At 70.4% G+C, this 26,693-nt stretch carries 20 protein-coding genes and 1 pseudogene; 4 read left to right on the forward strand and 17 right to left on the reverse strand.

What is annotated here, in order from left to right:
- Nucleotides 1–420, forward strand: a pseudogene (locus CV1CTNOD_RS24840) (serine/threonine-protein kinase); the annotation flags it as partial.
- Nucleotides 421–699: 279 nt separating this feature from the next.
- Entirely contained in the window at nt 700–1,113 is a 414-nt protein-coding gene (locus CV1CTNOD_RS16450; RefSeq protein ID WP_131786937.1) for a nitroreductase family deazaflavin-dependent oxidoreductase, read from the forward strand.
- Nucleotides 1,114–1,287: 174 nt separating this feature from the next.
- Here the strand turns inward: CV1CTNOD_RS16450 and murC (CV1CTNOD_RS16455) are convergent, their stop codons facing one another.
- The 3 genes from murC (CV1CTNOD_RS16455) to murG all read right to left on the reverse strand — a co-directional run bounded on the left by murC (CV1CTNOD_RS16455) (nt 1,288) and on the right by murG (nt 5,564).
- A complete protein-coding gene (gene murC, locus CV1CTNOD_RS16455; protein WP_131786938.1) occupies nt 1,288–2,754 on the reverse strand; it encodes a UDP-N-acetylmuramate--L-alanine ligase in 1,467 nt (488 codons plus the stop codon).
- A 210-nt stretch (nt 2,755–2,964) separates the two neighbouring features.
- Nucleotides 2,965–4,413, reverse strand: coding sequence for a UDP-N-acetylmuramate--L-alanine ligase (gene murC / locus CV1CTNOD_RS16460; protein ID WP_131786939.1), 1,449 nt, complete (start codon nt 4,411–4,413; stop codon nt 2,965–2,967).
- A 20-nt stretch (nt 4,414–4,433) separates the two neighbouring features.
- Entirely contained in the window at nt 4,434–5,564 is a 1,131-nt protein-coding gene (gene murG / locus CV1CTNOD_RS16465) for an undecaprenyldiphospho-muramoylpentapeptide beta-N-acetylglucosaminyltransferase (protein ID WP_131786940.1), read from the reverse strand.
- 399 nt (nt 5,565–5,963) lie between these two features.
- On the opposite strand from murG, the gene CV1CTNOD_RS16470 reads away from it, so the two are divergent.
- On the forward strand, nt 5,964–6,962 hold the full coding sequence (locus tag CV1CTNOD_RS16470) for an NAD(P)-dependent oxidoreductase (protein WP_165485565.1): 999 nt from the start codon (nt 5,964–5,966) through the stop codon (nt 6,960–6,962).
- A gap of 107 nt (nt 6,963–7,069) precedes the next feature.
- On the opposite strand, the gene CV1CTNOD_RS16475 is transcribed toward CV1CTNOD_RS16470, so the two are convergent.
- The 4 genes from CV1CTNOD_RS16475 to ftsW form a co-directional block, all read right to left on the reverse strand.
- The gene (locus CV1CTNOD_RS16475) at nt 7,070–8,296 is read right to left on the reverse strand and encodes a PLP-dependent aminotransferase family protein (protein WP_165485566.1); all 1,227 of its coding nucleotides are present in this window, start codon (nt 8,294–8,296) and stop codon (nt 7,070–7,072) included.
- 109 nt (nt 8,297–8,405) lie between these two features.
- Complete coding sequence (locus CV1CTNOD_RS16480) at nt 8,406–8,855, reverse strand: 4Fe-4S dicluster domain-containing protein (protein ID WP_131786943.1); 450 nt, start codon at nt 8,853–8,855, stop codon at nt 8,406–8,408.
- Entirely contained in the window at nt 8,852–10,474 is a 1,623-nt protein-coding gene (locus CV1CTNOD_RS16485; RefSeq protein WP_131786944.1) for an FAD-dependent oxidoreductase, read from the reverse strand. Before CV1CTNOD_RS16485 ends, CV1CTNOD_RS16480 begins: the two co-directional genes overlap by 4 nt.
- Before the next feature lie 390 nt (nt 10,475–10,864).
- The gene (gene ftsW / locus CV1CTNOD_RS16490) at nt 10,865–12,193 is read right to left on the reverse strand and encodes a putative lipid II flippase FtsW (protein ID WP_242606758.1); all 1,329 of its coding nucleotides are present in this window, start codon (nt 12,191–12,193) and stop codon (nt 10,865–10,867) included.
- 313 nt (nt 12,194–12,506) lie between these two features.
- Here ftsW and CV1CTNOD_RS16495 point away from each other — a divergent pair, with 313 nt between their 5' ends.
- Nucleotides 12,507–14,027 (forward strand): FAD-binding oxidoreductase, encoded by a 1,521-nt coding sequence (locus CV1CTNOD_RS16495; RefSeq protein WP_131786945.1) that lies wholly within the window; start codon nt 12,507–12,509, stop codon nt 14,025–14,027.
- 74 nt (nt 14,028–14,101) lie between these two features.
- Here CV1CTNOD_RS16495 and murD read toward each other — a convergent pair whose 3' ends face one another.
- The 10 genes from murD to mraZ all read right to left on the reverse strand — a co-directional run bounded on the left by murD (nt 14,102) and on the right by mraZ (nt 26,587).
- A complete protein-coding gene (gene murD / locus CV1CTNOD_RS16500) occupies nt 14,102–15,454 on the reverse strand; it encodes a UDP-N-acetylmuramoyl-L-alanine--D-glutamate ligase (protein ID WP_131786946.1) in 1,353 nt (450 codons plus the stop codon).
- On the reverse strand, nt 15,402–16,730 hold the full coding sequence (locus CV1CTNOD_RS16505) for an endonuclease domain-containing protein (RefSeq protein ID WP_131786947.1): 1,329 nt from the start codon (nt 16,728–16,730) through the stop codon (nt 15,402–15,404). The genes murD and CV1CTNOD_RS16505 overlap by 53 nt, the downstream gene beginning before the upstream one ends.
- Entirely contained in the window at nt 16,727–17,614 is an 888-nt protein-coding gene (gene pgeF, locus CV1CTNOD_RS16510; RefSeq protein WP_207386494.1) for a peptidoglycan editing factor PgeF, read from the reverse strand. The genes CV1CTNOD_RS16505 and pgeF overlap by 4 nt, the downstream gene beginning before the upstream one ends.
- Before the next feature lie 142 nt (nt 17,615–17,756).
- Nucleotides 17,757–18,824 carry a phospho-N-acetylmuramoyl-pentapeptide-transferase gene (mraY, locus tag CV1CTNOD_RS16515; RefSeq protein ID WP_131767810.1) on the reverse strand — a complete coding sequence of 356 codons (1,068 nt, stop codon included), beginning with the start codon at nt 18,822–18,824 and terminating at the stop codon, nt 17,757–17,759.
- A complete protein-coding gene (locus tag CV1CTNOD_RS16520) occupies nt 18,821–20,221 on the reverse strand; it encodes a UDP-N-acetylmuramoyl-tripeptide--D-alanyl-D-alanine ligase (RefSeq protein ID WP_131786949.1) in 1,401 nt (466 codons plus the stop codon). Before CV1CTNOD_RS16520 ends, mraY begins: the two co-directional genes overlap by 4 nt.
- 13 nt (nt 20,222–20,234) lie before the next feature.
- Nucleotides 20,235–21,794 carry a UDP-N-acetylmuramoyl-L-alanyl-D-glutamate--2,6-diaminopimelate ligase gene (locus tag CV1CTNOD_RS16525; RefSeq protein WP_131786950.1) on the reverse strand — a complete coding sequence of 520 codons (1,560 nt, stop codon included), beginning with the start codon at nt 21,792–21,794 and terminating at the stop codon, nt 20,235–20,237.
- A gap of 61 nt (nt 21,795–21,855) precedes the next feature.
- On the reverse strand, nt 21,856–24,030 hold the full coding sequence (locus tag CV1CTNOD_RS16530; RefSeq protein WP_242606759.1) for a peptidoglycan D,D-transpeptidase FtsI family protein: 2,175 nt from the start codon (nt 24,028–24,030) through the stop codon (nt 21,856–21,858).
- Nucleotides 24,027–24,806: a hypothetical protein gene (locus CV1CTNOD_RS16535; protein ID WP_131786951.1), complete on the reverse strand. Its 780-nt coding sequence runs from the start codon at nt 24,804–24,806 to the stop codon at nt 24,027–24,029. Before CV1CTNOD_RS16535 ends, CV1CTNOD_RS16530 begins: the two co-directional genes overlap by 4 nt.
- Nucleotides 24,803–25,756 carry a 16S rRNA (cytosine(1402)-N(4))-methyltransferase RsmH gene (rsmH, locus tag CV1CTNOD_RS16540; protein WP_207386495.1) on the reverse strand — a complete coding sequence of 318 codons (954 nt, stop codon included), beginning with the start codon at nt 25,754–25,756 and terminating at the stop codon, nt 24,803–24,805. Before rsmH ends, CV1CTNOD_RS16535 begins: the two co-directional genes overlap by 4 nt.
- Before the next feature lie 399 nt (nt 25,757–26,155).
- A complete protein-coding gene (gene mraZ / locus CV1CTNOD_RS16545) occupies nt 26,156–26,587 on the reverse strand; it encodes a division/cell wall cluster transcriptional repressor MraZ (RefSeq protein ID WP_131786953.1) in 432 nt (143 codons plus the stop codon).
- Nucleotides 26,588–26,693 lie beyond the last annotated feature (106 nt).

The following is a 26,693-nucleotide window of genomic DNA, read 5'->3' on the forward strand; positions in this document are numbered from 1 at the left end:
CCTCCGTCTTCCGTTCGACCCCCGCCGCAACCGGCCCCCGTCGACGGCTGCTCGGCGCGCAGCGAGACGACCACCGACTACGCCGGACGGACCTTCTCGACCCGCTACTACTGCGGTACCTACACGGGCTCGGCCGTCTACGCCAACGTCCGCTCCAACCAGGCGTCGGAGGCTCTCGACGACAGCGGATACATGGCCGCGGCCACGAACGTGTGGGTGATGTGCCAGTACCAGGGCCGCTCGAACCCCGTCATCCAGGGCAACACCAACACCTGGTGGCTGTACACCCAGGCCGACGACGGGCGCTCCAACACTCATGGATACACCGCCGCCTGGGGATATCTGCCGGCGACCGCGGTGTCCCAGGGCGGGCAGAACGAGCCCGTCCCCGGCGTACCGTCCTGCCCGTCCTACTTCTGATCATCCGGCGATCATCTGGTCACGTGGCCTCGACGGCCTTTCTCGGCAGGCTGGCTGCAGCCTCCCGGCCCACGGGTCGGGGACGTGCGCTGGTCACCCGTCCGGATGGGCTCCGGATGGGCTCCGGATGGGCATGGCGGCCGTGGAACCCCGCCGGATACCCGCACGGCGACTGCCCAGTCCGACGATCGGCCTCCCGAATCGAGATCTGACCGTTGCTCGGCAGGGTACGACAGGCGATATGCGGGGTACGACAGTCACTCTTGAGGAGGCCGCCACATGCCCCTGCCCAAATGGATCGCCTCGGCCAACCGCCGGGCCACCAACCGCGTCACAGGTCCCGCCGCGACACGTGTGCCGGGTTTCGGCGTCATCGTGCACAAGGGACGCCGGTCGGGCCGCGACTACCGGACCCCTGTCAACGTGTTCACAGCCGAAGACGGTTATGTCGTCGCGCTGACCTATGGAGCCGACTCGGACTGGGTCAGGAACGTGATGGCCGCCGGGGGCTGTGAACTGGAACACCGGGGCCACCGGGAGGATCTCGGCTCGCCGCACATCGTCCACGACGAGAGCCGGCGCCGAGTGCCTGCCGCGGTCCGGCCCGTGCTCGGCGCCATCGGCGTCTCGGACTTCATGACGCTGCAGCCCCGGCCCGCGTCTGCATCGCCCGCCAACGGCCAACCAACATGAGGCAGGCATGAGCCCGATATGATCATGTCCGGGCCTGAGCGACCGGATGGCCCGGCCAGCTGATCGGACGCCGTTGTTCAGCGGCCTCCTGGCAACCGGGCTCCTGGTAAGCAGGCTCCTGGCGACCAGAAGGCCCGCGACCAGGTCCCTGACGACCAGGCGATCAGGTGATCGCTAGAGCGCCGCGAGCAGGCGCGGGCCGATCTCGGTGATCGTTCCAGCGCCGAGGGTCAGCAGCAGGACGCCGTCCGGCGCGGTCGGCCGGCTCGCCGAGAGGTCGGTGGCGAGCCGGCCGGTCAGCTCGTCCCAGGGCACGTAGTGGGTAGCCTCGGGCACGGAGATCTTCTTGGCCAGGTCGCCGGCGTGCAGGCCGAGGGTGTCGTGCTCGCGGGCGGCGTAGATGTCGGTGACGTACACCCGGTCGGCGTCGGCGAACGCGTCGGCGAAGTCGTCCATGAGGGCCGCCAGCCGGCTGAAGGTGTGCGGCTGCACGGCCACCCACACGCTGCGCGAACCGGCCCGCTGGCGGGCCGCGGCCAGCGTGGCGCGGATCTCGGTCGGATGATGGGCGTAGTCGTCCACCACCTCCAGCGGGCCCCGGCGGTCGGTCTGCGCGGCCGTGCCGACCAGCGTGAACCGGCGGTCAGCACCCGTGAAGGTCGCGAGCGTCACCAGGGTCTGCGACACCGCAAGGCCCAGCTCGGTGGCGACCGCGAGCGCCGCTAGCGCGTTGAGGACGGTGTGGACGCCCGGGAGCGCGACCGTGAGCGTCCCGACGTCGTCGCCGTCGTGGCGCACGGTCGCCCGCAGGCCCCCGCCTGGGGTGCCGCGCAGGTCCACCGCCTGCCATGCCCGGCCCGGTTCCAGCCCGTAGTCGACGATCCTCACACGCTCGTGTCCACACCCGTCCTCATGCCCGTGCGCCTGCGCGGCCGGCAACGCCGCGAGCACCGCCTGGACGCCGGGATCGTCACCGCACACCACGAGCGTCCCACCGGGCCGGACCCGGGCGGCAAACGCGGTGAAGGCGCGCCGCACGGACGCCTCGTCGGGGAAGAGGTCGGGATGCTCCCACTCGACGTTGGTGATGACGGCGAGCGCGGGGTCGAGGTTGGCGAACGCCCCGCCGTACTCGTCGGCCTCCAGGACGAACACCCGTCCGGCTCCGACCAGCGCGTTGCCGCCGAGCTGCGCCACCTCGGCGCCGATCACCGCGGTCGGGTCCACACCCGCGGCCCGCAGCACCAGGGCGAGCATCGCCGACGTGCTGGTCTTGCCGTGCGAGCCCGCCACCGCGACAAGATCGTAGTCGGCGGTCAGCTCGGGCAGCCACTCGCTGCGACGGCGGATCGGGATGCCGCGACGGCGGGCGGCGAGGAGCTCAGGATGATCGTCGGGAAACGCGCTGGATGCGACGACGACGTCCACGCCGTCGAGTTCCGCGTCCAGCACGGCCGGGTCGGTGACGGTCCCCACCCGCACGCGGGCACCGGCGGCGCGCAGGACCTCCAGGCGGGGGGCGTCCTGCGCGTCGCTGCCGCTGACCACCCCGCGGCGGGCGAGGTGGACGTGGGCGAGCGCGGACAGGCCCGACCCCGCGATCCCCAGGAAGCGGACGTGCTGAGAGTTCTCACCGGTCACGACACGCAGTGAACACCACGCTCCGGCCAGGCTTCCACGCGGCTGACGTCCCAGTGCGCGCCGGACCGGCCGGACCGATCGGTTCGGCCGGTCCGGCGCGGCCAGCCGGGACGGTCCGCTGACGCGGCCAGTAGGAACGGTCCGCTGACGCGGTCGGTGGGAACGGGGCCGGTTCGGCGCAGTCGGTCAGGGCGGATCAGTCGGCAGGGGTCAGTTGGCGCGGGAGGCGCGTTCGGCGAGGACGCGCAGCAGCTCGCCGCCGAGGAGCGTCACGTCGCCCGCACCGACCGTCAGCACCAGGTCACCCGGACGGGTGAACGCCGCGACCCGGTCCGCCGCGGCCGACCAGGACGGCTCATAGACGACCCGGTCGGCCGCCAGGGGCACCCGCGAGGCGATGGCCGCACCGCTGATCCCGGGGATCTGCTGCTCCCCCGCGCCGAACACGTCCATGACCACGACCGCGTCGGCGAGGCCCAGGGCGACGCCGAACTCGGCGGCGAAGGCCGCCGTCCGGCTGTAGAGGTGCGGCTGGAACGCCACCACCACGCTGCCGCCGTCGGCGATGTCACGCGCGGTCCGCAGCACGGAGACGAGTTTGGTCGGGTGGTTGGCGTAGTCGTCGATCACCCGGACGCCGCCCGCGGTGCCCTTGGTCTCGAAGCGGCGGCGGGCACCGGCAAACCCGGCCAGCCCCTCCAGCAGGCCGGCGGCGGGCAGGCCGAGCTCCAGCCCGGCGGCGAGCGCCCCGGCGGCGTTGCGCAGGTTGTGCCGGCCGGGCACCCGCAGGCTCAGCTCACCCAGGCGCCGCCCGCGGACGACCACCTCACAGGTCGAGCCGGCGGCGGAGACCATCGGCAGCTCCACCCGGACGTGGGCGTCCACCGACTCGCCGTAGGTGGTGACTCGCGGTACCTTCCCGCCGTCGCGTTCCCGTTCCCGCAATGCGGCGACGAGCCGGACGGCGCCCGGATCGTCCACGCAGGCCACCACGAAACCGTTCGGGTCGACCCCGTCGACGAACCGCGAGAACGCGATCTCGACGTCCTCGGGCCGGCGGTAGTAGTCGAGATGGTCGGCTTCGACATTGGTGACGATCGCACCGGACGGCTCCAGGAGCAGGAATCCGCCGTCGCTCTCGTCCGCCTCGGCGACGAAGATCTCGCCGGTTCCGGCATGCGCGTTGGAGCCGGCCTCGTTGATGTCACTTCCGATCGCGAACGACGGGTCGGCGCCGCATGCCTGCAGCGCGACGGTGGCCATCAGGGCGGTCGTCGTCTTCCCGTGAGTCCCGGCGACGGCCAGCCCACGCGAACCCCGCATCAGCGCCGCGAGCGCGGCGGATCGGGAGACGACATGCAGGCCGCGCCTTCTCGCCTCCTCGACCTCGGGGTTTCCGTCCGGGATCGCTTGGGAGAAGATCAGGGTACGGGCGTCCCCGAGATGGGCCGGATCGTGACCGATGGTCACCACAGCGCCGAGCGCCCGCAGCGCGGCCAGCCGGCGGGTGTCCCTGGCGTCGCTTCCGGACACGGACGCGCCGCGCCGCACCAGCAGCCGCGCCAACCCGCTCATGCCGGCGCCGCCGATCCCGACGAGGTGGACGCGGTCGAACTCATCCGGTAGAGCCGGAGCTGTCACAGTGACATCTTGCCCCATCCTCCGTCCGGGACGGAGTCTCAGCGGGCCGCGTGGCGCGCCGGTTGCCGCCGGCGGGACGCCGCGGCCTCCCGGATCATCGAGACGATCATGTTCACGGCGTCGAGATGCCCGGAACCGGCGCAGGCCGCCGACATCTTCGCCAGCCGCTCGGCGGAGGTCAGCACGGGCAGCAGCTCCGCACTGACCCACTGCGCGGACAGGTCGGCGTCGTCGACCATGAGACCACCGCCGGCCTCCACGGTCGGCAGGGCGTTACGCCGCTGCTCGCCGTTGCCGTGCGGGAGCGGGACGTAGACGGCGGGCAGGCCCACCGCGGCAAGCTCCGCGCAGGTCATCGCGCCGGAGCGGCACAGCGCCATGTCCGCGGCCGCGTAGGCCGACGCCATGTGGTCCAGATACGGCCGCACGACGTAGGGCGCGGCCAGATCCGCCGGCAGTGCCGCGAGCACCGTGTCGGCGTTCTTGGGCCCGGCCGCGTGCAGGACCTGGACCCCGCTCGCCGTGATCTCCCTGGCTACCGAGCTGATCACGTCGTTGAGCCGCCGGGCGCCCTGGGACCCGCCGAAGACCAGCAGTGTCACCCGGTCGGGATCAAGGTCGTAGCCGGCCCGCGCGGCCCGCGCCGCCGCCGGGGAGCGGTCCAGGCGCAGGATCTCCGGGCGCAGCGGGATGCCGGTGAGCTGCCCGCCACGCAGCGGCGTGTTCGGATAGGACACCGCGACATAAGAGGTGAACCGGGCGCCGATCCGGTTGGCGACACCCGGCAGCGGGTTCGCCTCGTGCACGACGATCGGGATGCCCGCCCGGCGCGCGGCCAGGTAGGCGGGGACGGACACGTACCCGCCGAAACCCACAACCACGTCCGCACGCACCCGGGCGAGCGTCGCCGACGCCTGGCTGACCGCCCCGGCGAGCCGGCCGGGAACAGTGAGCAGGGACGGCGTGGGCCGGCGTGGCAGCGGCACCTTCGGCACCGTCGCAAGCTCGTACCCACGAGCGGGCACCAGCCTGGCCTCCAGCCCGGACTCCGTCCCCAACAGGGTCAGACGCATCCGTGGATCAGCGGCCCGCAGGGCGTCCGCGACGGCCAGCGCCGGTTCGACATGACCCGCCGTGCCACCGCCGGCGAGTACCACACTCCTCAGCATCGCCCACGACGATGGCACATCTCGGTCGTGGATCACTCCCCGGGTACCACCACCGGCCGCGGCCGCCCCGCCGTCAACGGCGACACCCGCCGATTATACGGCTACCGGATTCCCCCGGATCACTACAAGCCCTGCCAGCGGGACGGCCCGCCGGATCAGGACGCGGTGGCGTACCCGCATGTACAGGTTCAGTACAGATGCGCAGGTCAGCCTGGATGACAGCGCCGTGCGCCCCCGGCCCTGACCCGGTGGGAAGAGACATGTCAACGGGATATTTCAACTTTGTCTACCGATCTGGTCGGCTGTGGACATCACGTCCGAAATGGTGGTGCACTACAACCATGTCCGCCGTGCCCGGATCCGTGCGCCGGTCGCCCGGACGGGTGAAGGGATCACATGATGAGCGTGAGCGCGCCGGCCGCACACCAGGCCGAGGTACCGGTACAGGCTGGTCCGCAGGATCTGGTACTCGGAATCCAGCTGTCCCCGCAGTGGGGCACCGCCATCCGGCGGGCCCTTGACGACGTGCTCGGGGACGAACCCGACATCGAGATCGTCGATATTCCCGTGGAGGGGGATCCGGTACGCCGGCCGCAGATCCTGTTGGCCGGCCCAGGCCTGCAGACCGAACAGCCGCCGGCCTGGTTCACCGGTGTCGAGTGGGTACACACCGTCTCCGCCGGGATCGACAGCTACCCGTCCTGGCTGCTGTCAGCACCCACCGTGACGTGCTCCCGCGGCCTGCACGCCACGCAGATCAGCGAGTGGGTGGTGACCGCGCTGCTCACCGAAGCCAGGCGTGATCCCTGGATCAGTGCACCGGTCACGTATGCCCGGCCGCCTGTGGGCGGTCTGCTCGCCGGTTCGACGTTGGGAATCGTCGGGCTCGGGGAGATCGGGCAGGCGGTGGCCCGGCGGACGCTCGCACTCGAAGTCGACGTGGTAGCGGTACGGCGGCGGGACAGGCCGACTCCGGTGGACGGCGTCCGGCTGCTACCCGATCTCGCAAGCCTGCTGTCGGTCAGTGACGCCGTGCTGCTCAGCGCCGCAGCCACACCCGAAACCCGCCACATCATCAACGAGACCACATTGCGCCAGGTGAAGCCCGGCGTGCACCTGCTGAACATCGCCCGCGGCACCCTCGTCGACCAGGATGCGCTGCGGCCCGCCCTTGACGACGGGCGGGTCCGGGCGGCCAGCCTCGACGTGACCGTTCCGGATCCCCTGCCGGCCGGCCACTGGCTGTTCGACCACCCCCGGGTACGGATCAGCCCGCACGTCTCGGGCTGGGCCCCACGCCTGGAGCAGGCCATTGCCCGGCGGTTCCGCGAGAACCTGCTGCGCTATCGGGCCGGGCAGCCACTGATCGGGCTCGTCGATCCCACTCTCGGCTACTGAGAGCCTTTCGTAGGTTGCTGAAAGCCTTCTGGGGTTACCGAGACCTGTCCTGGCCAGTCGTCCTGGCCGGAGAACGTGCGATCATCACCCCGTTCGCGCGCTCGGAGTCACCGTCCGAGTACGGTCGTCGCGGCATCGGCCAGGCGGCGCGCGGCAAGCTCGAGGCGTTGCGGGGAGTTACCCGCGAACGACATCCGCAGCGTCGCGGGATCCGGGTTGTGCACGGCGAACTGCGGGCCGCAGACGTAGCTGACCCCAGCGCGGATCGCGGCGTCGAGCAGGTCGTCCGCGGACAGCCCCGCGACGACACGCCCCCAGACGAACAACCCGCCGGCCGGGTCGTTGACCTCCAGGACACCGGGCAGGTACCTGGCCACGGCGTCCCGCAGCGCCGTGCAACGCTGCCCGTAGACGGCCGGTAGCCGGGCCAGGTGGGCGTCGAACCAGCCGTCCCGGCCCAGGAGCGTGACCAGGGTGTACTGCAGCAGGGTCGAAGTGTGCAGGTCCGACCAGCGCTTGGCGCGGCCCACCGCACCGGCGAACGCGGGCGGGACAACCACCCAACCGGCCCGCAGACCCGGGCCCAGCGTCTTGGAGAACGATCCGATGGTGATCACATTGTCGCTGTAGGCCGCGACCGGATGTAACGGGTCACCGCGGAAACGCAGCGCCGTGTACGGCTCGTCCTCGACCACCATGAACTCGAAGCGCTCGGCCAGGTCGGCGAGCTCCCGCCGCCGGGAAGCGGAGAGCGTGACTCCGGTCGGGTTGTGGAAGGTCGCGACCGTGTAGACGAGTTTGGGACGCAGGCCACCGGCCAGCCGCTCGGCGAGCGCGCTGACATCCATCCCGTCGTCGTCCACGGGAACCGCGAGGAACTCCGGCTGGTACATCTCCAGGCAGTGCAGCGAACCGGGGAACACCGGTTCCTCGACGGCGACGAGATCACCCGGGTCGAGCAGGACGCGGGCAATCACGTCAAGCCCCTGTAGCCCACCCGCGGTCACCACGACCTGACCGGGGTCGACCGGCCGCCCGCGGTCCACCGAGGCCCGGTCGGCTATCCAGGCACGCAGCTCGGGGAGCCCTTCGGCGGAGGAATACTGCAGGGCGGTCACCGCCTGCCTCGACGTCACCACCTGAGTCACGGCCTCACCGATCTCCACGGCGGGCAGGGTCTCCCCGGCGGGCAGCCCACCGGCCAGCGAGATGACGTCGGCGACCTCGCCGAGCCGCAGTGGGTCGCGCATCACCCACGTCCCGACCTCACCCATCCGGCGGGCGAGCCGAACCGGTCCCGGAAGGATCGCCTCGACCGACTCGTCGTCGCTCATAGCCATATTCTCCCCGCTGTCCCCGCTGCCCGCCGCACGCGCCCCGCGTCCCGCCTCTGCCCCGGACTCCGTGCCTGCTCCGGATCCGCGTCTACTCCGGATCCCGGGTCTACTGCGCGTCCCATACCTGCTCTGTGTCCGGCACCGAGTCCGTGTCCGGCACCGCGGGGGGCGCGGCCTTTTGTGTATCCGGCGGGAAGGACGGCGGGCGGGGGATGCCGAGAATCTCGAACGCCTCGGCGAAGATCGTCCCCATCCGCCAGCTCTCGTTGTGGTGAACATGGCGCCACCGGCCCCAACCGGAGTCGCGGCGATACTGACCGGGCCAGTCGGTTGCGGCGATCTCGGCTGGGGAGACCTCGACCGGACCGTCACAGTCCGGGTCGACGAACAGGGCGTCCACCGGGCAGTAGATCTCGCACATGAAGCAGGTCTGGCAGTCCTCCTGACGTGCGATCACCGGTACCTCGCCGGCCACGGCGTCGAAGACGTTGGTCGGGCAGACCCGGACGCAGATGTTGCACTTGGTGCACCGGTCGGCGAGCAGGACTTCGATCATGATGCGATCCCTTCGGTGGCATCGGCGAGATCGGCGAGATCTGTTGATCCGGATCCGCGCTCCGGGGAGATCCAGATCCGGTCCAGACCCCCCACGAGGATGCGGTGGGTGAAGCTGTCGTCGGTCGCGGGGGTGTCCACGCGCTGGTGCATGCCCCGGCTCTCCTCGCGGGCGAGCGCCGCGGTGTAGGACCACCGGGCCGAGGCCACGAGCGCCGCGGCCTCCCGCGCCCGTACCGCGTCCACGCCGGTTGCCCTCAGGTGCCCGCTCACCTCGTCCCAGGCCGCGTCCAGCTCGGACAGGGACGCGCGCAGCCGGTCGGCGGAGCGGAACATGTTCTTGTCGTAGGGATGCATCTCGGCCTGGACGGTGGCGACCACCGCCCGGGTGTCCACCGGTCGGGCCTCCCGCCGGGGCCGCAGCCCCGCGCCGCCCGCTGCCACGGCCGGTGTGCCGGTGCCACGAACGGCCCGGCGCGCGTAGGCGACGGCCGCCCGGCCCGCCCAGGTCCCCGACGACAGCGCCCACGCGGAGTTCTGAGCGCCGCCTCCGGACGTGGCGCCCGCCACCAGCTCCCGGGTGGCCGCGTCACCGGCGGCGAACAGCCCCGGCACCGTGGTCGAGCAGTCATCGTCGACGATCCGCAGGCCCCCTGTGCCGCGGATCGTCCCCTCACAGCGCAGGGTGACCTCGAACAGGTCGGTGTACGGATTGATCCCCTTCCGGTCGAACGGAAGCATGAAGTTGGGCTGCACTCTCGGCATCTGCCGCTGGATGCGTTCCGGAGCGCGGTCAAGCCGGGTGTAGACGGGGCCGGCCAGCATCGCCCGGGCCAGAATCTCAGGGCGCAGCGGCCCATCCGAGATAATTTCGTTACCGTCGGCGTCGAAATAGGTACCGAACAGATAGGACATCGACCGGGTCATCGTCGACCACGCCGGAGACAGCGTGTAATAGCTGGAGAACTCCATACCGGACAGCTCGGCCCCCGCCTCGACCGCCATCAAAGATCCGTCCCCGGTGTTGTTCTGCGAGCCGAGTAACCGAGAGGCAAAACCGCACCCGCCGGTCGACAGCACGACCGCGCCGGCATTGACCTGGTAGTCCACACCGGCCTGCCGCTGCACACCGCGGACGCCCGCCACCGAGCCGTCGACATGGACAAGCAGCTCGAGCACAGGGCTCTGATCGAGGATGCGCACCCCCGCGCGCTTGACCAGCCGACGCATGGCCCGCAGGTACTCCGGGCCCCGCACCGTCCGATACTGGGTGACTCCGTCGTCGTCCGTGGGAAAGCGAAACGCCCCGCCGATGGTGGGCAGCAGCTCCCAGGTCTGGGAGAGAATACGGCTCATCCAGCTTTCCTCGCCCAGGCCGAAGGCCCTGGCCTGGCGTTCCCGTAACGCTTCGGCTCGAGCCTGCCGGTCCGGCGGCACCCACCAGTGGCCCACACCGGCGGTCGCCGTCACCCCGCTCGTCCCGCAGTAGCCTTTTTCCGCCAGCACGACCACGCCGCCCTGACGGGCAGCGGCCAGGGCCGCCCATGTACCGGCCAGTCCGCCACCGACGATGACCACGTCGGCATGCAGTTCCAACGGCGCCATGCTCTGGGACGTCATAGGGCTACCTGTCCTTTTCCGGGCCTCCGCCGGCGCACCAAAAGATCATCGGGCCGCCTTCGGCCAACCTGTCCTTTCCACGGCCTCCGGCGGTGCACCAGAAAAGATGATCCCGATGCCGGATGGCCAGCGGGGACGGCGACCGTCGGAGGCGCCATCCAAAGGAACGGCATCCGCACTCACGAGTGGGAAAAAGCCAGGCCGATCGAACGCCCTGTCACCGGGCGCTCGTCATCGGGGACTCACTCACGAAAGATGATCGGAAGAACGAACGCGCCAGGCTCTAACGACACAGACAACTGCTGCTGCGAGCGAAGTCGACGCAGCGGCGCCGGATCAGGCGCATTCCGATTGACATGTGAACCACTTTTCCCACTGACCGTCGACGCGTCAAGGCGTTCGGCTCACATCACGCCCGCTACGGTGCCCTCGGTGACCGTCCGCAGCCTCACGGTCCCGCGCGCCGCGCCGGGCCGCCCCCCGAGAACTGATCAGCGCGGCGGCCGCCGGTTCGTTGCGGGCGAACGACAGCAGCATGCCCACCGTGAGCATCGTCGGGATCAGCGCGGAGCCTCCGAAGGAGACCAACGGCAGGGGGATGCCGGTGATCGGGAGAAGACCCACCACGGCTCCCATGTTGACCAGCGCCTGGCCGATGATCCATCCGGTGGCCGCCGCGGCGGCGAGCTGGATGAATGGGTCGGTGCTGCGGTGGGCGACCCGGATGCCGGCGAACCCGAGAACGGCGAAGAGCATGACGACGACCAGCGTGCCGAGAAGACCCAGTTCCTCGCCGATGATGGCGAGGATGAAGTCGGTGTGGGCGTTGGGAAGCAGCCCGGGCCACTTCTCCCGGGAGGCTCCGAGCCCCTCCCCCCACCAGCCCCCCGAGGCCAGCGCGTACAGGCCTTGCACCGCCTGGAAGCCGGTGTCATGGGCGTCCGCAAAGGGATCACGATAGGACAGCAACCGCTCCAACCGGTAAGGCTCTCTGACGGCCAGTACGGTTCCGACCAGCAGGATCACTCCGTTGATCACAGCGAACACCCGCAGTGGCGTCCCGACCACCCACAACAGGGTGAGCAGGATCGTGAGCACCACGATCGTCGTGCCCATGTCCGGCTCAAGCATGATCAACACAGAGATCAGGAGGGCACCGGGAACGAGTGGAACCAGCAGGTGCTTCCACTCCCCCAGCAGCTTGCGTTTGCGCACCAGCAGATCGGCACCCCACAGCACGAGAGCGAGCTTTGCGATCTCGCTGGGCTGCAGTGTGTACGGCCCGAGCTCGATCCACCGCCGGGCGCCGTTGAGCGACTTGCCGAACTGCGGCGTCAACACGACCAACAGCAACACCAAGGAAACAATCATTGTGGGGTAGGCCAACAGCCGAAACACCCGTACCGGCAGGCGGCTGCTCAGCACCAGCAGGGGCATCCCGATGCCCACCCAGGTCGCCTGGCGGGCGAACACCGCATACGGGGAACCCAGCTCCTCGAAGGCACGCACGCTGGAGGCGGAAAGCACCATGATCAGACCAAGCAGCAACAGCAGACCGGCAGAAAACAGCAGAAGGTAGTAGGACGCAAGCGGCCGGGCCAGCACGGGCACCCGGGTGTCGTCACCACCGCGTCCGCCCGGTCGGGAAACACCGGCCTGGGGCAGGCTTGTTGTGATCAGACCGGTCCCACCGCTCACCCCGACACCACGCCCCAGCACGTCCTCTCGCTCTCGCTGCCCCTGAATCCCCGGATCACCAGGACGGACGCGGCCCGGTACGGAGCACGGTTACGCCCTTCCCACCGAATAGTCCATGCCGGCGGCCTTTTCGACACCGACCGTCGATGGCGTGTCGGGCACCAACTGGCAGACCGCTGTACACGCCGATCAAAAAATCAACCTTGCGGAGTCGCCCATGTATGCGAAGTAGCAGATCATCACAACAGTGGTACGTGTTGTCCGGCCAAACCTGCCGGCTCATCCTGCCGCCACGCCGGCTACGACAAAGAGATCACGAGGAAGAGCCTGAACCATGGCCCGAGACCACGTACTGGAAACACTGCGTGATGCGATAGGCGACACGCGCTTGCTGACCGACCCCGACATCATGGCCGGCTATGTCGGGGACTGGACCGGGCGCTTCGTCGGGCGGACGGCCGCCGTGGTCCGGCCGGCGAACACCGCCGGGGTGGCAGCGGCCGTCGAGATCTGCGCAAGGCACGAAACCCCGCTGGTACCCCAGGGCGGCAACACCGGGCTCGTCGGTGGCGGTGTCCCGACCCGCGGGGAGATCGTGCTGAGCCTGCGTGGGCTCACCGACACCCTGTCGGTCGACACGGCGGCCGCGCAGGCCACCGTCGGCGCGGGAGTACTGGTCAGTGCCCTGCACGCTGCGGCCTCCACCGCCGGCCTTGCGTACGGCGTGGACCTCGCGAGCCGGGACAGCGCCACGGTCGGCGGTACCGTCGCGACGAACGCCGGGGGTCTGCGGGTCCTGCAACACGGGGACACCAGAGCCCAGTTGCTCGGCGTGGAGGCCGTTGTGGGTGACGGCAGCATCATCTCCCACCTTGCCGGCCTCCCCAGGGACAACACCGGCTACCACCTGCCGTCCCTGCTCGCGGGCAGCGAAGGGACTCTCGGCGTCGTCACGGCGGTGCGGGTCCGGCTGGTACCGGCCACCCGGGCGCGGGCGGTCGGCCTGCTCGGCTTCGCCTCGGTGGAACAGGCCGTCACCGCGGCATCCCTGCTGCGCAACGGCCTGCCCGCGCTCGCGGCGGCCGAGTTCATGCTCTCCCCCGGCCTGGACCTGGTGATACGCGCATGCCACCTCTCCCGGCCACTGCGGGGAAGGCACACCGCATATCTCCTTGTCGAGATCGCGGACAAGACCGGCGCATACGCGGTGGGCAGCGGCACCGCTGTCGGGGGCATCCCGGGCAGCGGCACCGCCGGCAGGAACATCTCCGGTAGAGGTATCGCCGGCAGAGGTATCGCCGGCAGAGGTATCGCCGGTACCGGCTCGGCCGGTCGAGCCACCGTCCTGGAAACGCTGGCGGACGCCGTTGCCGGTCTGCCGGGAGTACAGGACGCGTCACTGGCGGGCGACGCACGCGGCTGCCGCGCCCTGTGGGCCTACCGGGAACGCCACACCGAATCGATCAGCACCTTCGGCACGCCCGTGAAGATGGACGTCACCTTGCCGCTGGCCGTCCTGCCCTCGTTCGTCGAGATGGTCCCGGCCACCGTCACGGGGATCGCCCCCGAGGCGAGGACCTGGCTGTTCGGTCACGTTGCCGAGGGCAACGTGCATGTCAACGTCACCGGCACCGGCGGAGAGGCCGAGGATCGGCGGGTCGAGGACGCCGTGTTCGGGCTCGTCGCCGACAACGGCGGCAGCATCAGCACGGAGCACGGGATCGGCACCGCGAAACGCCGTTGGCTACCACTGAACCGCTCGCCCAGCGAGATCGCGGCGTTCCGCCGCATCAAGCAGGCTCTCGACCCCGCCGGCATCCTCAACCCGAACGTCCTGCTACCGGACGCGCCCTGACCGCCCGAACCCCCGCCGTACCGGTGTCGTACCGGTGTCGTACCGGTACGACCGCAGATGTCGGGCTCGTGGTGTCAGCGGGTTCGACAGTCCTGCATGGCGAGAGCGAAGGCGGCGCCGCGCTCGCTGTAGTCACGGAAGCGTCCGAAGCTCGGCGCCGCCGGCGACAGCAGGACGACACCGTCGGGTTTCGCCCAGTGATAGCTCTCGACGACAGCGGCGGTGAGGTCGGGCGCGTCCACCGCGGTCACGTGTGCCCCGGCACCGGCCTCGCTGACCTGACGACGGATGTCCGGGCCGTTGTCGGGGACCGTGACCAGCAGCGTGTCCAGGGTGCGTGCGCGCAGACCGACAGCCAGTGGACGGTAGTCGATGCCGCGGCTGTGACCACCGACGATGAGGGCGATCCGGCGGTCGCCGAATGCCTCGACGGCCGCGAGCGTCGGCAGGACGTTCGTCGACAGGCTGTCGTCGACGAAGCTGACCCCGTCCACCGACCCGATCATCTTCAGCCTGCTGTCCAGACCGGCGAAGCCCTCCGCGGCGGCCCGCAGCTTGTCGTCGTCCTCCGCCTCGGGCACGCCGAGGGCCACCAGGCAGGCCCTGGCGATTGCCGCGTTGCGCCGGTTGTGGGCACCGAGAAGGCCCAGCCGCCCGGTCCAGTCACCGGCCCCGTCGCCGTCGTGCACCCAGCGCACTCGGGGGCCCAGCAGGTGCCGGCGGGCGCGGATCAGGTCGCTGTCGCCGTTGGCGACGGTCAGCTCGGCGCCGGGCTGCGAGCAGGCGGACAGCTTGTCGCGGTAGTACGTCTCGAGATCACCGTCGTGCCACGGCAGATGATCGGGATGCAGGGAGGTGAGCGCGACCACCGGCGGGGAACACCCCAGGTCGGTCGCCTGGTAGCTGGACACCTCCACGACCCAGAAGTCGTATTCGGCGCCGACCCGCGGATCGTACGGCGGCACACCGATGTTGCCCGCGACCAGGCATCGGTAGCCGAGCCGGGTCAGCAGGTGCCCGGCAACGGCCGAGGTCGTGCTCTTGCCCTTGGTCCCGGTCACGCACAGCACCTTCGACCGGTCTGCCTCGGCGAGCCACAGGCCCACACCGCCCACCACCGGGATACCGCGCTGTTCCAGGCTGCGCACGGTCCGGCCGTACCGCGAGATCCCCGGCGCCTTGACAACAACATCACAACGAGTGAGGGCGTCAAGTCCGCCGGATACGGTCGCCAACAGCGGCCTGCCCTCGACATAGGTACGGGTTGGAGCGTCGTCGACGAGCACCGGGTCGAGCGCGAGGGCGAGGCAGGCCCGCAGGTTGGCCTCGCCCTCGCGGCCCAGGCCGTAGAGACCGACCGTGCGGCCACGCAGGTCAGACCAGGAGATCGTCGGGCGCATACCGGTCCGGAACGAAGTGGCGGCCATGCGGTGTGAGCAGCTCCTCGGGCGTGGGCTCCCCGGACAGGGGACCGAGCGCGGCCAGTACGGCCGAACCGGCCCGGTCGCGGCGTGGGGCGGCCAGCAGGGTCGCGACACGACATTCGGTGACGTCGCCGACGCATTCCCACGGCTTGTTCTCGGACGAAAGGCCCAGCAGCGCCTGGAAGCGGCCCACCAGCGCCGGATCGGCCAGGGGCTCGCGGCCGTCGAACACCCGCCGCAGCGTCGGCTCGTCGAGGAACGGAGCGAGGATCAGGTCGATGAAGCAGCATTTGTCGCACCGGCCGCACCACCGGTCCAGACGCCGCGCCGGATCGAGGTGAAAGGCCCGGTTACAGCTGCGAAAATGGTCGAAATACTGGGGATACGCGGCGAACCGTCGCGCGATCCACAGCTCGGTGAACGGGCGCAACAGCGAGAAGTAATCCGGCCGGCCGGCCAGTGTTTCCGCCAGCACCGAGCGCAGGGAGTTCTCGAACGCCTCGCCCTTGGAATACTGATGATTGATGGACCGGCCGTCGACCTCGACGGTTCCCACGGACGCCGACCATTCGTTGGACATCACCACGGCGTCCCGGCCGTCCAGCGCAGCGGCCATGAGTGCGATCGCCGAGAGAATTCCAGTGACCGGAACATGCCCGTTGAGAAAGCCGAGTTCTCCTGAGCGCAGCAGCTGGGGGTCGATGAGCCGCTCTGCCCGGACGACCGGAAAACCCGTGACACCGGCGGGCCGTTCGATGGCGTCGAAACGGTCCCCGGGCCGGTTCACCACGAACAGCGCCGGATCCTTCGCCAGCGGCCGGAGGAGCTCCGCGGTGACGATGGAGTCCACCCCACCGCCGAAGGGCACCAGCGGCCGGCCGTCCTGCGGGCTGAAGGCCACCGGTGCCGTCCGCGCCAACCGGGAACCCACGATCCGCAGGTCGGAAAGGTCGAGATTGTTGCGGTAGGCGAACTCGCCCAGACCGTCCAGATAGAACTCGCGCAGGAAGACGCGTTCGACGTCCGTCACCGCGGTGTCGCCGAGGTCGACGACCGGCGGGGCAGCCGACTTGTAATAGGAGACCGCGGCCAACAGGAACACCAGCCGCGCCGCCTCGGCGACCGCCGGCTCGTCCCAGGCACCACCGCCGGGGAACGTCACCTCCTCGCGGAACTCCCGCCCGTCGAGCCGGTAGCGGCACACGAGCCGGTTGCGGGAGGCGTCGATGTCGTAGCCGACGTATCGGAAGCTCTCACCACGCCGAGGTGACACCCTCACGGGAGATCCTTTCCACGCAGGCGGGCCACAGCGGCGAACCGGCCGCACGGGTTCTCGGCGCGGTGGCTGAAAAACGGCGTGCCCGGGCCGGTGCCAAGGCCGGTGACGTGCATATTGTTCTCTCTCACACCCGCCGCAAGCAGCTGCGTGACGTTGGCGCGCCCCAGATCGACCGTCCACTTCCCGCCATCGACAGACCGGATCAGCGTATCGGCCTGCCCGCCGAACACCGACCGGAAGGCGTCGACGACATCCACGCCGACCTGGTAGTCGTCCGGGTGGATACCCGGCCCGACAGCGGCGACGACATTCGCCGGGTCAGCACCCAACCGCCGCATCTCGGCGAGCGCCGCCGGAGTGACGCCACGCGCTGTTCCACGCCAACCGGCGTGCACGCAGGCGAGCACCCCGGCCACGGGATCGTGCAGGACGAGTGGGAGGCAGTCGGCCGCGAGGATGGCGAGAACGACCCCGGGGACCGTGGTCACGAGCGCGTCGGTCTGTGCTATCGCCTCCGCTGCCGAAAAAGCGCCGCGGCCGCGGTGCTCGCCGGTCACGGTGGCCACGCCCGATCCGTGTGTCTGCTGGCAGAAGACGAAGTCGTCAGGGGCTGCGTCGAGAGCCTTCGCCACCGTCATTCGATTCTCCAGCACGGCGGTGTCGTCGTCCCCGACGCGCAGACTCAGGTTGAGCGACGCGTAGCCTCCCGACGACACACCACCATGACGAGTGGTGACGAAAACGTCCACCCGACGGTCGTCGAAACCGGACCAGCGCAGTACCTCCAGACCCGACTCGGTTCGCCGGACCTGCGAATTCATCACGCCGACGGCCATTTCCCCGCCAGCTGGCCTGTTGCCGGTCGGCTTGTCATCGATTGTCAATGTCGCATACCGCCCGTCCTGACTCGCCGAACCGCCGTGCGCACATCGAGGATACGCTGGACGTGTGGCAGCATTTACCGGGACGGCCATTCGCCGGGACGACCACGGGTAGCCGCTGGATATGCATAATGTCCGCAAGTCGTCAGGAACCGCCATGGGAGAGGAACTCCGCGTAGAACAGGCCGAGTCCGAACGCCACGGCCAGCCCGGAGACGATCCAGAAGCGGATGATGACCGTGGTCTCGGGCCACTCCGCCAGCTCGAAGTGATGATGGATCGGCGCCATGTTGAAGATTCGCTTCCGGGTGGCCTTGAAAAAGGCGACCTGCAGGATCACCGACAGCGTCTCGACGACGAACAACCCGCCGAGGACGAACAACAGCAGCTCCGTCCGGCTGACGATGGCGATGCTCGCGAACGCGCCGCCGAGGGCGAGGGAACCGGTGTCACCCATGAATATCTTCGCAGGGCTGGCATTCCACCACAGGAAGCCGAAACAGGCGCCCATGGCCGAGGCCGCTACCAGCGCGACGTCCAGCGGGTCACGGACGAGGTAGCACCCGGCACCACCTGCCCCGGGCTCGCACAGGTTGCCGAACTGCCAGAAGGAGATCACCACATAGGCGCCGAACACCATCGCCGAGGTGCCGGCGGCCAGCCCGTCCAGCCCGTCGGTGAGGTTCACCGCGTTCGACGTCGCCGCAATGATTATCCAGGCCAGCAGCGGGAAGCCGACCAGACCGATCGAGATGTCGGTGTCCCGGACGATCGAGACGAACGTCGACCCCGGCAGCAGTCCGTCGGCGTTTTTGAACCGGACGGCCAGCAGCCCGAACGCCAGCGCCACCGCGGCCTGGCCGGCGAACTTGGTCCGGGCCGTGAGCCCGAGGCTGCGCTGCTTACGAATCTTGATGTAGTCGTCGAGGAAGCCGACCACACCGAGACCGGTCATGACCATCAGGACGAGCAGCCCCGAGGCGGTGAAACCCTTCATCGTGACGACGTGCGCGACGAAGTACCCGGCCAGCGCCGCGAGGATGATGACCGTCCCACCCATGGTGGGCGTGCCCCGCTTGGTGAGGTGGCTGGACGGCCCGTCCTCACGGATCTCCTGACCATAGCCCTGCCGGCGGAACAGCCGGATCACCGATGGCGTCCCCAGCAGCGACACCACAAGGGCGACCAGCGCAGCGACCAGTACACCTCTCACCCGTGCGCACCCCACTCGCCGGGCACGGCGCCCGACGTCAACTCGCTCGCGACCCGCTCCAGCCCGAATGCGCGGGATGCCTTGACCAGCACCACGTCACCCGGTGCCAACCGCTCCCGCAGCAGTTTGCACGCCTGCTCGACGTCAGCGACCCACACCGACTCCCCTGACCACGAACCCTCCAGCGACGCCCCGAGGTGTATCCGGCGTGCCTGCGCGCCGATCGCCACCAACTGCTCCACACCGAGGCGGACGACGAGCCGGCCGAGGGCCTCGTGCTCGTCGTCGGCGCTCGCGCCGAGCTCCTCCATACCGCCGAGAACCGCCCAGGCCCGCCGGCCCCGGCTCATGTCGGCCAGGGTCTTCAGCGCGGCCCGCATGGACTCGGGGTTGGCGTTGTAGGCGTCGTTGACGACGGTGACGCCGTTGCCGGTCACCGTCACCTCCATCCGCCAGCGGCTGCGCGCCCGTGCCCGCGACAGCGCGGCGGCCGTCCGCGCGGGCGGGAGCCCGAGCCGGATCGCGACCGCGGCGGCAGCCAGCGCGCTGCCGACCTGGTGTTCGCCGACGAGGTTCAACGAGACCGGATGCCGCTCGCCGCCGGCCACCAGCTCGAAGCGGGCCGAGCCGTTGTCGTCGACCCGCACACCGTGCGCCTGCACGTCCGCTCGGGTACTCCCACCGATCGTGATCACCTCGCCACGGGCGCGGGTGGCCATCCCCGCGACCAGCGGGTCGTCAGCGTTGAGGACGACGGCCGCGGACGCGGCCTCGGCCAGTTCGCCCTTGGCCCGGGCGATACCGGCCCGCCCGTCGGCGTACTGGCCGACATGCGCCGAGCCGACGTTCAACACGACCCCGATCTGCGGCCGGGCCAACGCGCACAGGGCGGCGACGTGGCCGGACCCGCGGGCACCCATCTCCAGCACGGCAAATCTGGTGGCCGGTTCGATGCGAAGGACGGTCAGCGGCAGGCCGATCTCGTTGTTGAACGAACCGGCGGCGGCAACAGTCGGCCCGAGCTCGCCCAGCAGGTCGGCGAGGAGATCCTTGGTGGTGGTCTTGCCCGCCGAGCCGGTCACCGCGACCACGGTCGCCGCCGACCGGCTGCGCACCTCGGCGGCGAGCGCGGCCAGCGCCGCGGCGGGGTCGGGGACCAGCACCGCCGGTACGCCCACCGGCCGGGCCGCGAGCACCGCGGTCGCGCCGGCGCTCACCGCGTCCGCGGCAAAGTCGTGGCCGTCGACCCGGGCTCCGGCCACAGCGACGAACAGCGCACCGGCGGTGACCTGGCGCGAGTCGATGACAACGCTGGTCACCGCAGCGTCAGGGTCGCTTACGGCCTCCAGTCGGCCACCGCAGGCCACGGCGACCTCGTGCAGGGTCAGCGTTATCACCGGCGGACGCCCCTCATGCCGGGCTTTGCCATGACGCGGGACGCCGCCCGGCCAGCTCCACCCGCAACACGTCACGATCGTCGAAGGGCGTCACCGTGCCCCCGTGCTCCTGACCGGTCTCGTGTCCCTTGCCGGCCAGCACGACCGCGTCCTCGGGCCGGGCAAAACTCACGGCGAGGCGGATCGCCGCGGCGCGGTCCGGCTCCACCATGACGCCGCCGCGAGCGCCGACGGGCAACGTCCGCACGCCGGTACACATCTGGGCAATGATCACTTCCGGATCCTCCGACCGGGGGTTGTCACTGGTGAAGATCGAAAGATCGGCGCCGGCGGCGGCGGCAGCACCCATCAGCGGGCGTTTGCCCCGATCACGGTCGCCGCCACAGCCGAGCACCACGATCACGCGGCCGGCCACCAGCGGCCGCACGGTGCGTAGCAGCGTCTCCACCGCGTCCGGTGTGTGGGCGTAGTCGACCAGGCCGAGAAACGGCTGGCCGGCGTCGACCCGTTCCATCCTGCCCGGTACGCCGGGAAGACTCGCCAGACCGGCTGCCGCGACCTGTGCGGGGACACCGGTTGCCACCAGCAGCGCCAGCGCCACCAGGGCGTTGCCGACGTTGAAGGCTCCGGGTAGCGCAATGCGCACCCGGACGTCCTGACCGTGCGGGCCGAGCGCGCCGAAGGTGGTCCCGGTGGGGCCGGCGGCGACGTCGACGGCGCGCCAGTGCGCATCGGCGTCCATCCCGCAGGTGATCGCATCCGGGACGGCGGCGGCGAGCCGGCATCCCCACAATGTGTCGGTGTCGATGACGGACACCCCGGTCCGCTCGGGGGTGAACAGAGCGGCCTTGGCGGCGAAGTAGTCCTCCATCGACGGGTGGAAGTCGAGGTGGTCCTGGCTGAGGTTGGTGAAGGCCGCCCCGGCGAAGCGGATCCCGCCCACCCGGTGCAGGGCGATGGCGTGGCTGGAGACCTCCATCGCCGCCGCGGTCACCCCACGCTCGACCATGACCGCGAGTAGCGCCTGCAGGTCGGTGGCTTCCGGGGTGGTGCGTACCGAGGGGATCGCGGCACCGGCCAGCCGGGTCTGCACCGTCCCGACCAGCCCGGTCGTGTGCCCCGCGGCGCGCAGCCCCGCCTCCAGCAGATAAGCCACCGTCGTCTTACCGTTGGTGCCGGTGACCCCCAGCACTTTCAGGGCTGCCGACGGGGCGCCGTACACCCGGGAGGCGATCGGTCCCAGCGATGCCCGCGGGTCCGCGGCCAGGAGCACCGGGACGCCCCCGCCCGCGGTCGTGGCCGCCGCGACGCGTTCGGCGCCGGCCCGGTCGGTCAGCACGGCCACCGCGCCGGCCGTGACCGCCTGCTCGACGAAGGCGGCCCCGTGCACGTGCGCACCGGGCAGGGCCGCGTACAGGTCACCAGGGCGCACCGCACGCGAGTCGTGGGTGATCCCGCGGACGACCACCCCCTCGCCGGAGCCGCCGGTCACCGCAAGACCGTGGTATCCGGCGGTCAGCTCGGTGAGCGCCCGTGCGAGCGGGGCAACCGGACGCAACACCGGTGAGGTCACGCCAACGACATTAGTAGCCGGCCCGCCGGGACCTGCGCCGGGTCACGGGACCCGCGGCAGGTCAACGGTCGGCGTCCAGATCGAGGACGAGCTTCGGCGCACTCGTGCCGGGTGGGGCCACGCCCAGTGTCGCCAGCGCGAAGGTCATTACCCGTTGGAACACCGGTGCGGCGACCGTCCCGCCGTAGTGGCCGTCGCGGGGGTTGTCCAGCACCACCTCGACGATCGCCCTGGGCTGGTCGGCCGGGGCGAAACCCACGAACGAGGCGACGTAGCCGTCGTAGCGACCCGAGGGACCCACGCGCTGCGCCGTTCCGGTCTTGCCCGCCACCCGGTATCCGTCGATGGCTGCCAGCGGTGCGGTTCCCGAGTCCGTGGCCACGGACTCCAACATCCGCGAGACCGTGGCCGCGGTGGCCTCACTGATCACCCGGATGCCGGGCTGGCGCGGTGTGGTGTGCACGGTCCCGTCCGGGGAGACGGTGCTGTCCACCAGACGGGGCGCGACCCGCACGCCCCCGTTGGCGATGGTGGCGTAGACCGCGGCCATCTGGATCGCGGTCGCGGACATCCCCTGCCCGTAGGAGATCGTGGCCGCCTGCTGGGAATCCCACTCCGACGCGGGCCTCAGGATGCCGGCGCTTTCGCCCGGAAAGCGCAGTGCGGTCCTGGTACCGAGGCCGAAGTCGCGCAGCGCGCTTTCCAGGCCGGCCGAACCCAGCTTGCGCGCGATCTGGATCGTCCCGAGGTTGCTGGACACCGCCAGCACCCCGGCCGCGGTGAGGTGCTCGACCCCGTGCGGCTCGGCGTCGGTGAAGGTCCGGCCCGCGATCCGCATGTTCGGCGGTACCGTCACGGGGGTCTCCGCCGAGATCAGGCCGCGGTCGATCGCCGCGGCCATGGTGATGACCTTGTTGACGCTCCCCGGCTCGTACACGTCCTGGGTGGCGCGGTTCTTCAGGGTGCCCGGATCGGCGGTACCGACCTTGTTGGGGTCGTAGCCGGGCGCGTCCGCCATCGCGAGGATGTCCCCGGTGCCCGGGACCATCACCACGACGCTGCCGCCGTCAGCCTGGGTCGTGCGCACGGCTTCGGCCAGTGCCTGCTGCGCGGCCCACTGGATGTCACGGTCGAGGGTGAGCCGTACGCTCGATCCCGGTACCGGGTCGGATTCCCGGCTCGCCGCCGACGGGATCATCCGCCCGGCCGGATCGACCTCGACCCGGCGGAGGCCGTCCGTCCCGCGCAGCAGTCGGTCGTAGGCACTCTCGACACCACCGCCGCCGACGATCACATCGCTGTCACCGATCGTGGTGAATCCGACGACGTTGGACGCGAGTGCGCCGGAAGGGTACAGACGCCGGCGTTCTTCCAGGACGCCGATGCCGGGCAGTCCCAGGTCGGTCACCGTCTTGCCCACGGCCGGGTCCAGGCCACGGGCCAGGTAGGCGAAACGTCCGCCGCCTGCGAGTTTCGGTATCAGAGTGTCGGCGGGCACGTCCAGCAGCGGCGCGAGGGCGTTCGCGACGGCGCGGGCGTCGGTGACGTTGTGCGGGTCGGCGTACACCGCGCGCGCCTCGACGTCCTGCGCCAGCGTCGCCCCACTACGGTCGGTGATGACACCACGGGGCGCCAGCAACGCCACCGTGCGCAGTCGCTGCTGCTCGGCGCGTTCGGCGTAGGTGGACGCCTGGAACGCCTGCAGCTGGGTCAGCCGGCCGGCGAGCACGACCAGCAGCGCGCAGAGGACGACGACGGAGACCCGCAGTCTGCGGCGCGGGCTGCCCAGGCGCATGGGCGGACGGGTCGCGGCGGTACGCGGTGACGGCGGACGGACCGCGGTGGTGCCCGGCCTGCCCGCCCGGGTCCGTGACGTGCCCGCCTGATAACCCCTGGGGGCGGGTCGGCGGACTCGGCGCGGATTCGACGGCCGGCCCCGCTGCTGCCTGTCCACCCGGCCATGGTCCGGTTGGTAACCGTCCGTGTCGTATACGTACTCGTCCCAGCTGGGACCGCCGTCTCCGTGGTCAGTGTCCCCGTAAGCCTCCCCATGGGCGGTACGGGAGGCGCTGGCGGCCGCTGTGGAACGGTAGCCGTCCGGATCGGCGTAGCCGGGGGCGAACCCGCCGCGGTCACCCTCGTACCACCGGTCCGCGGCGCCACGACGAGCAGGACCGGATACCGTACGTGACCGTAACCGGTTACGCAGCGACCCACGGTGCAGCGTGGAGCTCACCGAGCGCCTCCGGCCGGTGACCCGCCTGCGGCCGAAGCGCCACTGGTAGGCGTGCCTCCGGCCGGTACGCCACCGGCGGCCACCGAACCGGCGGCCGTCCGTCCCGGCGGTGGCACCACAACGGTGACGACGCCGGAGGAGGAATCCGTACCGATCACACTGGCACCGGGTGGGATCGGGGTTCCGGCCGGCAGGTACTGCGGGATGCCGCCGGGGACCATGCCGAGCTGGGCTGCTCTGGCTGCGAGGGTGGCCGGGGCGGACAGCCTGTCCAGCCGCATGGACAGCGCCTGTTCCTCGTCCAGGAGATCGGACGAGGTCTGGCGCAGGTCGTGGACCTTGAACGCGCTCTGCGCAAGTGCTGTGTTGAGCAGCAGGAGGCACATGAGGCCGCCGCCCATGAGCAGCAACAACAGGATGACGAAGGGTGCGCGGGGAGCGTGGCCGCGGGCAGGGGGCGGGCCGACCCGCAACGGCGACGGCGCGGACGACCAGCGCGGCTCGTCCACCCGCCGGCGCGGGCTGTCCAGGACCGACGCGGCAGCGGCCATCCCACCGGCGCGCCCGCCCAGGGACGGGATCGGGATGGCCGTATCGGCCTGCCCCCGGGCGGACGCCGAAGCGGACACCGTGCCGTATGCCGCAGCCGACGCCGCGCGGCCGTAACGATCGGCGCGGGCTGTCCGGTACGGCGCACGGGCGGTCTGCGCGGCTGGCGCCGCGGGCTTCGTCCTGGTCCGGGACTGCCGTGCAAGCAGGGGGGCCGGAGCGCTCATGCCGCACCTCCGGCTGTCACGGCTATCCGCTCGACAGCGCGCAGCCTCGCCGCGGAGGCCCGCGGGTTTGCTGCCACCTCGTCCGGGGACGGCGTCTCCCCACCGCGGGTGAGCCAGCGCATCGTCGGCGCGGCATCCGGTGGGATCACCGGCAGGTCCGGCGGCACGTCAGGGCGTACCCGCGCCGCGAACGCCCGCTTGACCATGCGGTCCTCAAGCGAGTGGTAAGCAAGCACAACGAGCCTCCCCCCGACGGTGAGCGCGTCGAGGGCCGCCGGCAGAGCCTGGGCGAGCGCCTCGAGTTCGCCGTTCACCTCGATCCTTAGCGCCTGAAATGTACGTTTTGCTGGATTTCCACCGTTACGACGGGTTGCAGCTGGGATGGTCCGGCGGACGAGATCGGCCAGTCGCGCCGAGGACACGAACGGTTCACGGGCGCGTTCGGCGACCACGGCCGAGGCGATCCGGCGCGCGAACCGTTCTTCTCCGTAGCGGCGGAGGATCCGGGCGAGTTCGTCGGCGTCGTAGGTGTTCACGACGTCCGCGGCGGTACGGCCCCGGCTCGGGTCCATCCGCATGTCCAGCGGGGCGTCCCGTGAGTAGCTGAATCCCCGTTCGTCGGAATCGATCTGCAGCGAGGACACTCCGAGGTCGAACAGCACGCCGTGCACCTTGGTCAGGCCGAGCGTGTCCAGGACGGAGGGGAGCTGGTCGTACACGGCATGCGCCAGCGTGACCCGGCCGGCGCGGTCGGCCAGCCGCGCGCGGCTGTGCTCGAGTGCCTGTTGATCACGGTCGAGACCGATCAGGCGGGCCGCCGGGCAGAGGTCGAGTAACGCGCTGGCATGACCGGCGAGGCCCACGGTGGCATCGACCAGCACCGCCCCGGGCTCGAGCAGTGCCGGCGCCAGCAGGGCGACGACACGATCAGAGAGGACGGGGGTGTGGATGATGTCCACCTCGACCTCCTCGAACGGTTCGTGGACCTCGCGGCGGGAGGAAGATTCGGTTTACGCATGATTGCGTCTTGCGGAAGCCGCGGTGTACACGTACAGATGACGTACAGATGACGTGAACAGATGCGAAGAACGGACGCTGCCGGGTGTGGAGGCGTGGGACTGCGTGCGCCGGAGCCAGCCCGGCTTCACAACCGACCCCGCGGGCTCGGCATGTGCCCAGGTCCCGCCCCGCTCACGCCACCGGACACCGGGGAAGTGGCGTCCGGTATGGAGCGGGGGGAGACCTCGGCGCACGCCTGTGCCCCGGGTTTCGGCAAGGCTGCGGCAGTACGCCGAAACGTTCGACGGTGGTCGCCGCTTCCGACCGGGTGTATCCACCTCGTATGACGCTCAGATGACGCCGGGCAGCACCTCCTCGGAAAGCGCGGCGAAGTTCTCCTCCTGGCTTGCCAGATAGGCGTCCCAGCGGGACGCGTCCCAGATCTCCATCCGGGTGTTCGCGCCGTTGACGACGCAGTCCCGCGTCAGTTCCGCATACGCCCGCAGAGGGGATGGGATGGTGATCCTGCCCTGCCGGTCGGGAACGTCGTCCGAAGCCGAGGAAAAGAAGACACGGCTGTAATCCCGTAGAGCTTTTGCCGTAACAGGCGCGGTTCGGAGGGACTCGCTGATCCGGGTGAACTCAACCATGGGGAACACGTAGAGACAGCGTTCCTGCCCCTTGGTGATCACAAGCCCCCCTTCCAACTCCTCGCGGAACTTCGCCGGCAGTGTGAGCCGACCTTTGTCGTCGAGCCGTGGCGTGTGGCTGCCGAGGAACATCGGCAGCCTCCTCGCCCGTGCCCGAGAGGTTCATGGCCGTTCAAACCCCACCCTGGCTGGCCTGGCAGTGCGTCCGTCCCCCACTGCGCGCCACTGTACCCCACTC

The sequence above is a fragment of the Protofrankia symbiont of Coriaria ruscifolia genome (assembly GCF_900634745.1).
GTDB lineage: Bacteria > Actinomycetota > Actinomycetes > Frankiales > Frankiaceae > Protofrankia > Protofrankia californiensis.